Genomic DNA, 13,556 nt, shown 5'->3' with positions numbered 1-13,556 from the left:
GGCGAAATTGAGCTGAACTGCTCGGCGGGCCTGTCCTCCTCGTGAGACTGGAACTGGATTTCGCTGATGACGGCGTCGCGCAGCGCATTCGCCAGGTGCTGCCCGTCTTCTAGCCGCAGTTGCGGGCGATGTAGAGCTTCACCGCCAAGGACATTCGAACCGCCTGGTTGCTAAAAGATGCGATCCGTATGAATACCTGCGAAATGGGTAGAAAAGCTTACAAGGGCAGCTTGACCTCAAGCCGGATCGAGGTCGTAAGCGACTCTACTTGAAAGTGGGGCTGTAGGAAAGCCGCGGCGCTATAGACGCCGGGCTCGCCGGGAACATCTGAGACCTGGATGAATGCCGTCCGCAAGGGATAAGAGGCGTTCACTTCCTGAGAGGCTTTGTCGTCCAGCAGTACGTATTGGCCAATCCAAGTGTTGAGATAGGCTTCTACATTCGCTCGGGTCAAGAAACTGCCCACCTTCTCCCGCATGATGACTTTGAGGTAATGGGCGAAACGGGAAGCGGTGAGGATGGCCGGTAAGGTGGACGCGAAGTATGCGTTGGCATTGGCATTCGCCTCGTCAGAGATGTACGCACGAGGACGGCTTGTGCTTTTTGCGCAAAGGAAGGCGGCCTCGGCGGTATCTTTGCGCTGGCAAAGGGCAACAAAGCCCAAGGCGTCCAGTTCTAACAGCCGACGGTCGGTGATGGGAAGTTCGGTCGGCCCAACTTGGGGTGCTCCGCCTGCGCATGGGTCCAGACGAAAGCAACTCAGCCCCGATATCAGCCCGCCAGATTCGACTCCTCGGAACGCGGCAGGCCAGCGATTGCGGGCGAAGGCGCTGGCGATGCATTCCGCCAGCAGGAAAGCCGGGTTACCCCAAAGAAGCCGATCATGCAGCGGCGGTGCAGCGGGATCGCCACTGTCGTTCAGGCACTCTCGGAAATCCAATACCGAAGCACTCGTGTCACCCACCCCTGCGGGCACACGCATCAGCACCCGAGGTAGTGCCAGCGCAACGTAGCGGGCATCTTCCGACTCACGGAATTCACGCCAGCCGATGAGCTCAACCGACTCGAAGATTTTGGCAAGTGTGCGAGGCTTATGAAGGTCGGTGAAACTCTGTAAGTCAAAGAGGCTCGGGTCGGCAGCAGCGATGAACGGAGCGTGGGCGGCGGACGAAACTTTCGCAATCTTCTTCAGGCCTTCAATGGAAGCGGCATCACGGCCGAACTCATAGGCGCCCACCAGCAGGCTGTAAGGCGTGCCTCCGAAGGTACCGTATTCCGCTTCGTAGATCAGTTTGAAAAAGCTACTCTGGTCAAAGTCCACGGCTTTTTCCAGATCGTTCAAAAGCTCCTGGCGGCTGGCGTTCAACACCCGGAGTTTCAACAGCTTCCCGGTTTCGACGCGAGAGACCAGCCGATACAGCCCACGCCAAGTGGCCTCGAGCGCCTGGAAAGAGGGAGATTGCAAAATCAAGGACAACTGACGGCTGGCCGTCGACTTCCCCTCCGGCGTTTCAAAAAGGGACGGCAGTCCCTCGATGCGGGCCACAACAGCCGATGCATCAAAGTCTGCCAGTTTTTCAAAATTCAGGATACCCGCCAGCTTCGGAGAGGCGGCCCCCGGCAGCAGGTTATCCAGCGCAGAGAGGTCTACGCCGGGTCGGCAGGCCCGAAGTACTTCATCGAATTGATCCCGGTCGATTTCGACCATGTTTCGGTACTTGAGGACTGCTTCGGGCCGGTTGGCGCCAGACAAATCCGCCAGAATGCCTACGATAAAGGGCAATTCCCGTTTGTCGATGGTGCCACCGGTATTTACGTCATAAGTGATTTTCACCGGGGTCACTACTGGCGTCGGCTGGTTCTCGCCGGCTCTGACAAAGGGGTGTGTTTTCATTCATTAACTCCGTGAATGTGTTCCGTCTGGAGGCGAGACACGACCCACCCTGCAGATCGAGATATTTTCATGGTTTGCGGCTTGGGGGCCCTATGCTGAGAAAACAAAGTTTCGCAATGCCGACTAGGCCCGGGACCCGATGCAATTGGCCAGGGAATAGGAAATTCAAGCGCCTGCAGCCCAGTATGGCACGGGTTTTTGGCCTTAAAAGGGCTTTGATTTGCGCAGCTGGTGTGCTCGCCAATGGTCGCAATTTTTACCTTGACTCCAGTACTGGCTCACCTCTTTTGGCAATGTGATAGCGTCAAGCCTCTCACCACGGGGAGCGCCGTGCATGGCGCAACGCTACAGCGACGGGTCACTTTGTGATTTCACCCATGCAAAAGGCCAGGCTTTGCCGCCCTTTTGGTTTCACCTTTCGGGAATCTCATGCAATTTACCGAACAAGAAGACGAACACGCCCCCCACAGTGCCGCTGAACGCGCGGCAGCTGCGAGCCGCAGCACCTGGGTGAGCGTGGTGGTGAACGTGGTGCTGGCCAGTGCCCAGATCATTGTGGGCACGCTCACCAAGTCACAGGCGCTGATCGCGGACGGTATTCACTCACTGTCTGACCTCGTGTCGGACTTTGTGGTTCTGTTCGCCGGCCACCATGCCAAAAAAGATGCGGATGACGACCACCCTTACGGGCACCAGCGGTTTGAGACCGCAGCGTCGTTGGCCCTGGGCCTGATCCTGCTGGCTGTGGGCGGCGGAATGGTCTGGTCGGCCCTGGGCAAGCTGGAGTCGCACGACACCATTGCCCCGGCCCACACCACGGCCTTGTGGGTGGCGTTGGGGGCCATCGTCACCAAAGAGCTCTTGTTCCGCTACATGCTGCGCGTCGCCAAGGCCGTCAAATCCAGCCTGCTGGTGGCGAACGCTTGGCACGCGCGGTCGGACGCCGCCTCGTCATTGGTGGTGAGCCTGGGCATTCTCGGCAGCATGGCCGGCTACCCCTTGCTCGACCCGATTGCCGCCCTGATTGTGGGCTTCATGGTCGGCAAAATGGGTTGGAGCTTTGCGTGGGATGCGCTGCACGACCTGATGGACCGCGGCCTTGATGAAGCTGAAGTCCAAGCCATTCGCGCCACTCTGCTGGCCACGCCAGGGGTATCAGGCGTGCACGATGTGCGCACCCGCAAGATGGGCGACATGGTGGTGGCAGATGCCCACATCGAGGTGGACGCGCTGCTCACCGTGGAAGAGGGTCACAACATCGCCGTGGCGGCCCGCCAAGCGGTGCTCCAGCGCCACCGGGTTTTGAATTTGATGACCCACGTCGACCCGGCGCACCGGCCCGACGCGGACCACGCTCGTACTTAATCTGCCCGGGCGCTGCGCAGGGCAGCGGGTGCGCCGGCCGACCAGCGCCAAGCCACCAGCCCTGCCACCACCACCAGATGCAAGGCCATGCCGAGCCAGGCGCTCGCACCGAGCGACTCTTCTCCCATCGCCAGCGCTTTGACACCGAAAAACGGCTCCAGCCAAGGCGCCAAGCCGGGCGCTGCGCTGGCCACCAGGGCCGGCAGCACCACCCCCAGCACAAACAGCGTGAGCAGCGTCATGGCGGTGGGCTTGCGGCTGGTGTTGCGCAAGGCAAAGAAGTGGTAGATGCCGCAGTCCCGCAGGGTGTGCAGCAAGGCCATCCACATCAACCCCTCGAGCGCGGGCACATCGCGGGCAGCCTCACTGGCAGCACCCCCGGTAAGCGAATAGGCCACCAGGCACACGGCGGCCAGCGCCCAACTCACCGGCCACAGGGGCAGGGCCTGCCAGACCCGGCGTGCCGGGCTGTGCGCGCGGTGGTAGAGCACGGCCTGCCAGACGAGCCGGTTGTTGGACTCGGTGAATAGCGCCCCGTAGGTAGATGCCAGCGCGGTACACGCCAGCGTCATCCACAGCGGCGCGCCCCAGCCGGGAGCCGGCATGAAGCCGGCGATCACCCAGCCCAGGCCCAACACGCCCAGTGCCCAAGCCCAGGGCACACCGCGCACCATCAGCTGCTTGCCCATGCTGCGCCACAGCGCCAGCAAGCCCAGCGCCAACAGCAGCAAAGCCACCAACAACGACTGAATGGACAGGGGCAGCCCCCAGCCCCACCAACTGCCCAGACCCTCGCGGTCCGGCGAGCTCGGGTCGCGCAACACCATGAAAATCACCGGCAAGGTTTGCAGCACCAGAAACACACCAAACAGGCGCCCGGCCATGCCACTGGCTTTTTCCGAGCGGATATCCAGGGTATGCAAGCGACTCGCCATCAACCACGCGTGCAACGCCACCGTGCCCACGGCACCCACCAGCAACCAGACACAACGGCTCCAGAACGCCGGCCCTGACAAGGCCGCCACTACCGCGACGAAGGCGCACAGCAAGCCGCCATACCAGGCGTAGGCAGCGCTGCCGAACAGCTTGCCCCAGGCCATGTCCCACGGGCTCAGGGCACTCAAGCGCTGCTGGTCCCAGGTGCGCTCGCTCACCTCGTTGTTGATGCTCGACACCACCAGCAAACTGCCCCAACCCACGGTCAAACCGACAAACAGCACCGAGAACGCTACAAACAAGCTGCGCTGCGGGTCGTCCGGGTTCAACACATAGACCAACAGGCCGATCAAGGCCAGCACCCCGGGCATGATAGCCAAGCGGGTGGGCGACATTTCCAGCCAGAGATTGCGTTTGAATTCGGGGTTCATGCGGACTCTCCTGGGCGGCCGGATACACCGGTCTGGTCATAACTGGCTTGCAGCGTAGTGCGCACCTCCTGAAAGCCACACACCGGTACACCGGCAGCGGTCAGGCGCGCCAGCAGCGCAGCGCGTGCCGCCAAGTCGCCCGCGGGCAAATACACCGTGCTGGGGGCCAGGCCTTGCACATCCAGATGGGCCACCTCGTAGGCCCCCAACAGCCCGGCCAATTGCGGTGCGGGCGCAGCAAGCTGAATCTGCACCAGCGTCTTGATCACCCCTTCAGCGCCGGTCGCAGTGGCAGCCAAGCTGGCAAAGCGGCTGACCCGACCATCGCGGATCGAAAGGATATGGGTGCAGTACTCGTCGAGCTCACTCAAGATGTGGCTCGACACCACCAGCGTCATGCCCTTGGCCTGCAAGGTGCGAAACAGGGCCGACAAATCGGCCCGGGCTTCGGGGTCCAGGCCGCTGGCGGGCTCGTCGAGCAATAGCACCTGCGGCATGTGCACGATGGCCTGGCCGATCGCTACCCGCTGGCGCTGGCCGCGCGACAGGTTGCTAGCCAGACTTTGCAGCTTGTCGGTGAGGTTCAAAAAGCGGGCCACGTCCTGCACCCGCTTGGCAATGTGCTTGTCTGCAATCCCCTGGGCGGCCGCGGCATAGCTCAGGCACTGCTGCACCGTGAGCTCCTGATAGAGCCCGAAAAAGTCTGACAGATAGCCCAGCTTGGTGTGCACCTCGCGCGGGTGCTCTTGCACATCGACCCCGCCCACCGTGATGCTGCCCGAGAGCGGCGTATCCAGCCCCGCCATGCAGCGCATCAGGGTCGATTTGCCGGCTCCGTTGGGGCCCACCAGTGCAGTCACCGTGCCTTTGGGGATATCGACCGACACGCCGTGCAGCGCCCGGTGCCCCAGGTAGTCGAACACCAGATCGCGAACTTGAATCATGAGAATCCGTCCCTTGTTACGCCACTTTTGCTATATTTTTAGTAGCTACTAGCGCAGTATTTACGTGGGCAAAAGGCTTATTTGATTCAAAACCCTGCACCCCGGGGGCAGGCCACTGCCTAGTGGCCTGCGGCGAACCTGCCTTAGTGGCTGGTGTTCTGGTGGCTGCTGTTGAGCAGCTTGTCGGTGTAGGCAATCGCAATTGCCGAGAACAAGAAAGTGATGTGAATCGCCGTTTGGGCGATCAGCACTTTTTCGTCGTAGTTGGCAGCGTTGATAAAAGTCTTGAGCAGGTGGATGGAGCTGATGCCGATGATGGCGGTAGCCAGCTTCACCTTGAGCACCGACGCGTTCACATGGCTCAACCACTCGGGCTGGTCGGGGTGGCCGTCGAGGTCCATGCGGCTCACAAAGGTCTCGTAGCCGCCCACGATCACCATGATCAGCAGGTTGGAGATCATCACCACGTCAATCAGCGCGAGCACCACCAGCATGATGATGGTCTCGTTTAGCGCGGGCACCGGCACATCTGACTTGTAGCCGATGCTGGTCACCAGCGCCTGCAGCGCGGTCTGGCTGCCGAAAGCGGCTTCCAGCAAGTGCACCAGCTCCAGCCAGAAATGGAAGACGTACACACCTTGTGCCGCAATCAGCCCGATGTAGAGCGGCAGCTGCAGCCAGCGGCTGGCAAAAATGAAACTGGGAATGGGGCGCAACTTGGGGCGCTTGGAGGAGGATTCAGGAGAATTCATGGAGGTTTCCGTTAGAGGGTGCCGGGCACCGTGTGCGCCGGCATTGTAAAAAAGCGGGGCTTAGCCCTACGTGGCGGTGACCAAGTACTGGCTACCTTGCCAGTGCGCGCCCGGTGTCAGCTGCACCGGCACACCCACCGAGGCCGCCTCCACACACAGAAAGCGGGCATAGCCTCCGGCGGGCAAGTCGGCAATCACGGCCTGCGGCCCGGGGTTCCAGACCACTGCGTCGGTAAAGCCTGCGTGGGCCATGTCCAAGGCACTGGCAGGGCTGCGCAGGGCAAAGGGTCCGGGCACAGATTCAAACAAGTGGTCAATCGGCTCGGCCAGCGACAAGACCTCGCCTTGGGGCAACACGCCGGCCAGCGTGGTTTGGGTGACGTCACCCACCTCGAGGTAGGTGTGGAGTGCAGCATGGAAAGTCAAGGGGCTGCTGCCGGTGTTGTGCACTGCCAGCGTGATGCGCAGGCCAGCCGCCTCCAGAACCACGGTCAGGGTACACACACAGTCATGGGCCCACAGCTCGGTTTCTGCGGCGGCATGTTCCATGCGCAAGACCAGCGTGGGGTGGACGGCACCGGCGGGTGTGTCGGCCAAAGCCCAGTCGCGGGTGCGGGCAAAGCCATGGCGCATCAGGGGGCCGCGCCCACTGAATTGCGGAAAAATCACCGGCACCCCGCCCCGCACGGCTTGCGGGCCGGCCAGTGGCGAGAGCGGGCTGCAATACAAGCGCTCGGTGCCGCTTGCATCGATCCACGAGATCACCTGGCCACCCCGCAGCAGCGCAGTAACCGAGTCCCCGTGCGGGCCCTGCAGCCGGACTGCAGGCGCACCGTCTATCGTCAAAGTTTCAAATGTCATTCCCCCAGTTTATCGGGTGCTTGTGACTTTCGAGAGATGGGGCGGCTGGTCCGGGTCCAGCCCGCGCGCACGGGCCACGGCTTCCACCAGCAAATAGAAGCTCTGGATGGCGGTGATAGGGTCCAGGTCCTCCTGCGGAGCGGTGGAGAGGGTGAGGTCCCGCTCTGCCACATCGGCCGGTGCAGCCAAGAGCACCCGTGCGCCACGGCCGCGCATCTCGGCGGCCAAAGTAATCAGGCTCTGCTGGGCCGGGCCGCGCAGGGCAAAAATCAGCATCGGGTAGTTGTCGTTCACCAGCGCCATGGGGCCGTGTTTGACTTCGGCGCCACTGAAGGCCTCGGCCTGAATACCGCAGGTCTCCTTGAACTTGAGAGCCGCCTCCTGCGCAATCGCCAGTCCCGGGCCGCGGCCTATCACCATGAGCTGGCTGGCGGTGCGCAGGGGCTCGATAGCAGCGCTCCAGTCCTGCTGGCAAGCCTGTTCCAGCGCCGCTGGCAGTGTCTTCAAGGCCTCCAGCAAATCTGCATGGGCACCCCAGTGCGCGGCCAGCCGTGCACCGCCCACCAAACCGCAAATAAAGCTCTTGGTGGCCGCCACACTCTTCTCGGGGCCGGCGTGCAAGGGCATGGCCCAGTCCACCGCTTGCGCCAGCGGCGAGCTGATGTCGTTCACCAGCGCCACCGTGGTCGCCCCGGCTTTTTCAAACACCTGCATCGGCTCGTACAAGTCCGGGCTGCGGCCCGACTGCGAGATGGACACCGCCAGCACCCGCTGCCGCGCCATGGGCGCCTTGTAAAGGGTGAGCAGCGACATGGGCAGCGAGGTCACCAGCTGCCCGGTGCGCGACATCACCAAATAGGCGAAGTAGGCGGCTGCGTGGTCCGAGCTGCCGCGGGCAATGGTGACCGCACCCTGGGGCGGTAGCGCGCGAAGCGCCTTGCCGAGGGCGGCGTAGCGACCTTCGTCGCCGGCCAGTTGTTGCGCCACCTGGCGCGCTGAGGACAGGGCCTCTTGCAACATCAATGTTGTCATTCCGGAATCTCTCTTCATGTCATTGCATACACAGGGTCAGGGCGCCGTCCATGGCGTCGCCCTGCGGTGGCACTACACACGCACCCACCAAGCCACTGAGCCGGGGCACCAGGCGCTGGCCGATGCTGCCGGCCACCACCAGCGGCAGCGTGTGGTTGGGATCTACAGCGCGGGCGAGTGACTCGAGCTGCTCCAAGGAGTAGCAGAGCAGGCGAGCGGCCTCCGGGTCCTGGTGCTCATGGGCGAACACACAAGGCACCAGCGTGGCGTACTCAAACTGGCGTGCGGCACCCGTCCATGCCAACAAAGCGTCGGGAGTGTCGCCGGTGGCTTGCAGAATCGCAGTACTCAAAGGCCCAGCCACAGCCCGCCCATCCAACGAGCGCTGGGTCAGGTTCACGGCGCGCAGGCCGATATCGGCGCCGCTACCGTCGTCCCCGCACGGAAAGCCCCAGCCACCGCTGACGCGCTGTTGACCATCGGGCAACAGGGCCAGCCCGATAGCGCCTGTGCCCACAATCACCAAGGCCCCGGCATTCCCGCCGTGGGCACCCCACAAAGCGGTCACCGCATCCGACTCCAGCTTGAGCCTGGCATAGCCTGGGTCAGCGGCCAGAAAGTCTGCGTGCCACCCCCGGTTGTTGGCACCGGCCAAGCCCAGCCCCAAGGCGCAGTTGGCCGGCACAGGCTGCGGCCAGCCGGCCTGCAACCTGCCCTCGGTAGCGTGCGAAATAGCCTGTGCAATGTGGCGCCAGGCTTGCGGGATACCTTGCATAAGGCCCGAGGCACCGGCCTTGCCCTCACCCACCACCACACCACTGCGGTGCACCACCCGCGCGCGGGTGCTGGTGCCGCCGCCGTCAATGCCGATGGCGTAGTGAATGTGTGCGGGCAGCGACTCAGCGTGCATGGGCCGAGCGCATGTTGCCGGGGTTCAAGCGGGTGCAGGCCACGCCGTCAGCGCGGAAGAGGTACAGGGCCGAAGGTGCCGCACGCACAATGACCGAGTCGCCCAGGCGCACTTCGGCATTGCCGTCACCACGCACGATCAGCTCCTGCCCGTCGTCCATCTTGAGGTACAGCAGGTTGGACTCACCCAGGTGCTCCACCAGCGTGATCTCGGCGTCCAGGGCGGTGTCGTCCGCTGCAGGCGCCACACCGGCGGGCAGCACTTCGCAGTGCTCGGGGCGCAGGCCCACTTCCACACTTTCACCCACTTGCAGCTGGCTGCTGTCCACCGTGGCCAGCACCTTGCTGCCATTGCCCAACAGCAGGCGGGCGCCGCCGTCGAGCACCTCCACCACACGGGCCGGCAACAGGTTGATGGTGGGCGAGCCGATGAAGGTCGCTACAAAGCGGTTGGCAGGCTGCTGATACAGCGTGAGCGGGGTGCCAGCCTGCTGCACATGGCCTTCGCTGAGCACCACAATTTTGTCGCCCAAGGTCATGGCTTCCACCTGATCGTGCGTCACATAGACCATGGTGGCGCCCAGGTCGCGGTGCAGACGGGCCAGCTCGATGCGGGTCTTGGCGCGCAGCGCAGCATCCAGATTCGAGAGCGGCTCGTCAAACAAAAACAAGCGCGGCTCGCGCACGATGGCACGGCCAATGGCCACGCGTTGGCGCTGCCCGCCCGAGAGCTCGCGCGGCAAGCGTTCCAGCAGGTGGTCGATGTGCAGCACCTTGGCGGCGTCGCGCACGCGCTTGTCGATGTCGGCCTTGTTGGCGCCGTGGATCTTGAGCCCGAACGACATGTTGCGGTACACCGTCATGTGCGGGTAGAGCGCGTAGCTCTGGAACACCATGGCAATACCGCGCTCGGCGGGCGGCAGGTCGTTGACCAGGTCGTCGCCGATGCGCAGCTCGCCACTGCTGATGTCTTCGAGCCCGCAGAGCACACGCAACAAGGTGGACTTGCCACAGCCGCTGGGGCCGACCAGCACCACCAGTTCGCCGTGCTCGATCTCGAGGTTGATGTTGTGCAGCACCGGCGCGTTGTTGCCGTAGCGCTTGCTGATGTTGGTGAGGGAAACGCTTGCCATGGTGTTCTGCTTTACTTGACGGCGCCCGCGGTGATGCCGCGGATCAGTTGACGGGAGAAGAGGGCGTAGAGGGTGACCACCGGCACGATGGCCAGCGAGAGCGAGGCCAACACGGCATTCCAGTCAGTGGCGTACTGCCCCACGAACTGCTGGATCCCCAGGGTGATGGTCTGTGTCTGCTCGGAAGGCGCGAGGATCAGCGGAAACCACAGGTCGTTCCAGATAGGCACCATGGTGAACACGGCCACCGTGGCAATGGCCGGGCGGATCAGCGGCACCACCACCTGGAAGAAGATGCGGAACTCGTCAATGCCGTCGCAACGCGCCGCATCCTTGAGCTCACCGGGCACCTGCCCCATGAACTCTGACAGGATCATGATGGCCAGCGGCAGGCCCTGTGCCACATACACCAGCACCAGTGCGGTGAGGGTGTTGACGAGGTTGAGCTCCACCATCAGCTGCAGAATGGACACCGTGCCGAGGCGGATAGGCACCATGATGCCGAAGGCAAAAAAGAACTTCAGCCAGCGGTTGCCCTTGAAGCGGTATTCCGACAAGCCCCAGGCCGCCATGGCCCCGAACAGCAATATGAAAAACAGCGACGCAATCGTGACGATGAAGCTGTTGCCGAAGTACATCAGCACGTCCGAGCGGCCCAGCACCTTGGTGTAGCCGATGAGCGAAAACGTCTCGGGCGTAGGCCACGACAGCGGGTCGTTGAAGATCGCGTCACGGCTCTTGAACGAGTTCATGAACACCAACAAGATAGGCAGTAGCGCCAGCAGCAAATAGCTAATGAGAGTCAGGTGCACAAACACGCGGCTGGGCGCGAAAGGCAGCGATTTGGAAGAGGTGTGGTTTGCCATGGGCGGCCTCACATTGCAAAGCGCTGCAGCTTGCGCTGCACCGCGAGGAAGTACACCGCCACGCCCACCAGAATCACGAGGAACATGAGCGTAGCCACGGCCGCGCCCATGGTCGGGCTGGCCACTTGCGACTGATAGCCGAAGAAGGTGCGGTAGAACAGCGTGCCCAGAATGTCAGTGCTGTAGTTGGGGCCTGCCACCGCGCCCTTGACCGTGTAGATCAAGTCAAACGCGTTGAAGTTGGCCACAAAGGTCAGGATGGTCACCAGCCCCAGCGTGGGCAGGATGAGCGGCAGGCGGATCTGCCAGAAGATGCGCCAGGGCGAGGCGCCCTCGACCACGGCGGCCTCGATGATGTCCTCCGGAATAGCGATCAGCGCGGCATAAATCAGCATCATCGGCACGCCGATGTACTGCCACACCGACATCAACGACACGGTGATCAACGCCGAGCTCTCCAGCCCCAGCCAAGGGGCGAACCAGTCGCCCAGGCCCACCAGTGTCAAAAGCCGCTCAGACACGCCCCACAGCGGCGACAAGATAAGCTGCCACACAAAGCCGATGATCACCACCGACAGCAGCGTGGGCAAAAAGAACACGGTGCGGTAGGTGGCCGCAAAGCGCACATTGCGCAGCGACAGCAGGGCCGCCAACAGCAGGCCCACCGGGTTTTGCACCAGCATGTGGATGCCGAAGAACTTCAGGTTGTTGCCCATCGCATTCCAGAAGCTGGCCGACCACTGCGGGTCACTCAAGATGGTCTGGTAGTTCGAGAGGCCGGTGAAGCTGCGCAGGCCGGTGTCGTCTGCGCTGTAGAGGCCTAAGCGCAGGGTATCGATCAGCGGCAAGGCGCTGAAGGTGGCGTAGATCAGCAATGCCGGGGCGATAAACACCAGCACCCGCCAGGAAAAGCCGAGTTTCATGGGAGACCTTGTTGGTCAAAGAGACAAAGGAGAACGGGGGAAGCGACGCCCCTGCTGGGCGCCGCCGGAGTGCAAGCCACCGGCCTGCACCCTTGACTCACACGCTGCGCTTTACTTCGCAGGCGTGTACCACTTGGCAAAACCGTTCTGGATCTGCGCAGCAGCATCTTTGGGCGCCATCTTTCCGTTCATGACCTGGGAGTTCACGTTCCAGAACTCGTTTTCCATGCTCGGGGTACCGCGGCTCATGATCTGGGCGTTCAGGCGGATGGTGCTCTTGCACTGCTTGCGCCAGCCGATCATTTCCTTGGCCACCGGGTTCTTCACATCAATCGCATGGTTAGAGAGCGAGAAGAACCCGGTCACCTTGTTGGTGTACAGGTCGGCAAACTCTTTGCTCGCCAGCCAGTTCAGGAACACCTGGGCGTCTGCCTTGTTCTTGCTCTTGCTGTTCACACCCATGGCGATGTCGGTGTGGTCCGAGATATAGCAAGGGTCACCAGCCTTGGCCACGGGCGGCTTGAAGGCGCCGAATTCCACTTTGCTGTTGCCTTCAAAATAGGAGATGTCCCACGATCCGGTCGGGTAAATCGCTGCACGGCCGCTACCGAACAGGTTTTGCGAATCGCCATAGGTCTGGGCCTGGTAGCCCTTGGGCAGGTAGTTGGCCCACTTGCCCATCACGTCCCAGGTTTTCACAAACTCGGGGTCGGTGAACTTCTTCTTGCCGGCGATCAGTGCCTTGCGACCTTCCTCGCCCTTCCAGTAGTTCGGGCCGATGCCGGTGTACACGATCTGGTGGGTTTCCCACTGGTCGGCGGTGCCCATGGCAATCGGAGCGACCTTGCCGGCGGCCTTGACCTTGTCCAGCACATTGAAGAAGTCAGCTTCGGTCACGGGCGGGTTCAGGCCGAGCTCGGTAAACACCTTCTTGTTGTAGAAGAAACCGTGGATCACCGACGCCATGGGCACGCAGTAGGTGTCCTTGCCGTCATCGGTCTGCCACGCCACTTGGGCGGACTCGGGGAAGTTCTTCAGGGCGGCGTTGCCGTTGAGCTTGTCCAGGTGGCCCTTCTTGTACAGGTCCAAGGACACGTCAAACGGGCGGCAGGTCACCAAGTCACCTGCAGTGCCAGCGGTCAAGCGGGCATTCAGCGCAGAGTTGTACTCAGGCGGCGCAGTGGGCGCGAACTTGACGGTAATGCCGGGGTGGGCTTTGTAGAAGGCGGGCAACAGCACGTCTTCCCAGAGTGTTTTGTCGTCGACACGCCAGCTCTCAATCGTTAGGGTACCGGCACCTGCAAAGCTACTGCAAACCAGCGCTGCCGCAGCTGCGGCGAGGCGAAGGGAATGGGACATGGAATCTCCTGATCATTTGTTGAATGAAACTGCCGGCTCCGTGCATGGCGGTAGCCGTTCAGTGGGGCGGAGGTTATGCTTTGACCCCTGTAATATCAAACCGCACCAAGCAGGCCCTATTACAAAGATAAGTCGTTGATTCCATTGGATT

The 13,556-nt window shown here is 62.3% G+C and carries 12 protein-coding genes; 1 reads left to right on the top strand and 11 read right to left on the bottom strand.

Features of this window, described 5'->3' with window-relative positions:
- Positions 1 to 217 precede the first annotated feature (217 nt).
- Positions 218 to 1,894: a type VI secretion system contractile sheath large subunit gene (gene tssC, locus RAE21_RS17070; protein ID WP_313882392.1), complete on the bottom strand. Its 1,677-nt coding sequence runs from the start codon at positions 1,892 to 1,894 to the stop codon at positions 218 to 220.
- Positions 1,895 to 2,323: 429 nt separating this feature from the next.
- On the opposite strand from tssC, the gene RAE21_RS17065 reads away from it, so the two are divergent.
- A complete protein-coding gene (locus RAE21_RS17065; protein WP_313882391.1) occupies positions 2,324 to 3,259 on the top strand; it encodes a cation diffusion facilitator family transporter in 936 nt (311 codons plus the stop codon).
- Here the strand turns inward: RAE21_RS17065 and RAE21_RS17060 are convergent.
- The 10 genes from RAE21_RS17060 to RAE21_RS17015 all read right to left on the bottom strand — a co-directional run bounded on the left by RAE21_RS17060 (position 3,256) and on the right by RAE21_RS17015 (position 13,405).
- Entirely contained in the window at positions 3,256 to 4,626 is a 1,371-nt protein-coding gene (locus tag RAE21_RS17060; RefSeq protein WP_313882390.1) for a hypothetical protein, read from the bottom strand. The genes RAE21_RS17065 and RAE21_RS17060 overlap by 4 nt on opposite strands.
- Entirely contained in the window at positions 4,623 to 5,570 is a 948-nt protein-coding gene (locus RAE21_RS17055; RefSeq protein ID WP_313882389.1) for an ABC transporter ATP-binding protein, read from the bottom strand. Before RAE21_RS17055 ends, RAE21_RS17060 begins: the two co-directional genes overlap by 4 nt.
- Before the next feature lie 143 nt (positions 5,571 to 5,713).
- The gene (locus RAE21_RS17050; protein WP_313882388.1) at positions 5,714 to 6,322 is read right to left on the bottom strand and encodes a TIGR00645 family protein; all 609 of its coding nucleotides are present in this window, start codon (positions 6,320 to 6,322) and stop codon (positions 5,714 to 5,716) included.
- A 66-nt stretch (positions 6,323 to 6,388) separates the two neighbouring features.
- Positions 6,389 to 7,183, bottom strand: coding sequence for an aldose epimerase family protein (locus RAE21_RS17045; RefSeq protein ID WP_313882387.1), 795 nt, complete (start codon positions 7,181 to 7,183; stop codon positions 6,389 to 6,391).
- A gap of 9 nt (positions 7,184 to 7,192) precedes the next feature.
- Positions 7,193 to 8,215, bottom strand: coding sequence for an SIS domain-containing protein (locus tag RAE21_RS17040; RefSeq protein WP_313882386.1), 1,023 nt, complete (start codon positions 8,213 to 8,215; stop codon positions 7,193 to 7,195).
- 19 nt (positions 8,216 to 8,234) lie between these two features.
- Entirely contained in the window at positions 8,235 to 9,125 is an 891-nt protein-coding gene (locus tag RAE21_RS17035; RefSeq protein ID WP_313882385.1) for a glucosamine kinase nucleotide-binding domain-containing protein, read from the bottom strand.
- Complete coding sequence (locus RAE21_RS17030) at positions 9,115 to 10,257, bottom strand: ABC transporter ATP-binding protein (RefSeq protein WP_313882384.1); 1,143 nt, start codon at positions 10,255 to 10,257, stop codon at positions 9,115 to 9,117. The genes RAE21_RS17035 and RAE21_RS17030 overlap by 11 nt, the downstream gene beginning before the upstream one ends.
- Positions 10,258 to 10,268: 11 nt before the next feature.
- The gene (locus RAE21_RS17025; RefSeq protein ID WP_313882383.1) at positions 10,269 to 11,123 is read right to left on the bottom strand and encodes a carbohydrate ABC transporter permease; all 855 of its coding nucleotides are present in this window, start codon (positions 11,121 to 11,123) and stop codon (positions 10,269 to 10,271) included.
- 8 nt (positions 11,124 to 11,131) lie between these two features.
- Entirely contained in the window at positions 11,132 to 12,046 is a 915-nt protein-coding gene (locus RAE21_RS17020; RefSeq protein ID WP_313882382.1) for a carbohydrate ABC transporter permease, read from the bottom strand.
- Positions 12,047 to 12,157: 111 nt separating this feature from the next.
- Positions 12,158 to 13,405: an ABC transporter substrate-binding protein gene (locus RAE21_RS17015; protein ID WP_313882381.1), complete on the bottom strand. Its 1,248-nt coding sequence runs from the start codon at positions 13,403 to 13,405 to the stop codon at positions 12,158 to 12,160.
- Positions 13,406 to 13,556: the final 151 nt, after the last annotated feature.

This window comes from Rhodoferax potami (assembly GCF_032193765.1).
In the GTDB taxonomy this organism is placed as follows: Bacteria; Pseudomonadota; Gammaproteobacteria; order Burkholderiales; family Burkholderiaceae_C; genus Allorhodoferax; species Allorhodoferax potami.
The sequence above is the reverse complement of the archived record's forward strand: the minus strand, read 5'-3'. Positions and strand labels throughout refer to the sequence as shown.

Coding starts and splice junctions, on each gene's coding strand:
- tssC (WP_313882392.1), bottom strand. CDS start 1,894: ATGAAAACACACCCCTTTGTCAGAGCCGGCGAGAACCAGCCGACGCCA.
- RAE21_RS17065 (WP_313882391.1), top strand. CDS start 2,324: ATGCAATTTACCGAACAAGAAGACGAACACGCCCCCCACAGTGCCGCT.
- RAE21_RS17060 (WP_313882390.1), bottom strand. CDS start 4,626: ATGAACCCCGAATTCAAACGCAATCTCTGGCTGGAAATGTCGCCCACC.
- RAE21_RS17055 (WP_313882389.1), bottom strand. CDS start 5,570: ATGATTCAAGTTCGCGATCTGGTGTTCGACTACCTGGGGCACCGGGCG.
- RAE21_RS17050 (WP_313882388.1), bottom strand. CDS start 6,322: ATGAATTCTCCTGAATCCTCCTCCAAGCGCCCCAAGTTGCGCCCCATT.
- RAE21_RS17045 (WP_313882387.1), bottom strand. CDS start 7,183: ATGACATTTGAAACTTTGACGATAGACGGTGCGCCTGCAGTCCGGCTG.
- RAE21_RS17040 (WP_313882386.1), bottom strand. CDS start 8,215: ATGACAACATTGATGTTGCAAGAGGCCCTGTCCTCAGCGCGCCAGGTG.
- RAE21_RS17035 (WP_313882385.1), bottom strand. CDS start 9,125: ATGCACGCTGAGTCGCTGCCCGCACACATTCACTACGCCATCGGCATT.
- RAE21_RS17030 (WP_313882384.1), bottom strand. CDS start 10,257: ATGGCAAGCGTTTCCCTCACCAACATCAGCAAGCGCTACGGCAACAAC.
- RAE21_RS17025 (WP_313882383.1), bottom strand. CDS start 11,123: ATGGCAAACCACACCTCTTCCAAATCGCTGCCTTTCGCGCCCAGCCGC.
- RAE21_RS17020 (WP_313882382.1), bottom strand. CDS start 12,046: ATGAAACTCGGCTTTTCCTGGCGGGTGCTGGTGTTTATCGCCCCGGCA.
- RAE21_RS17015 (WP_313882381.1), bottom strand. CDS start 13,405: ATGTCCCATTCCCTTCGCCTCGCCGCAGCTGCGGCAGCGCTGGTTTGC.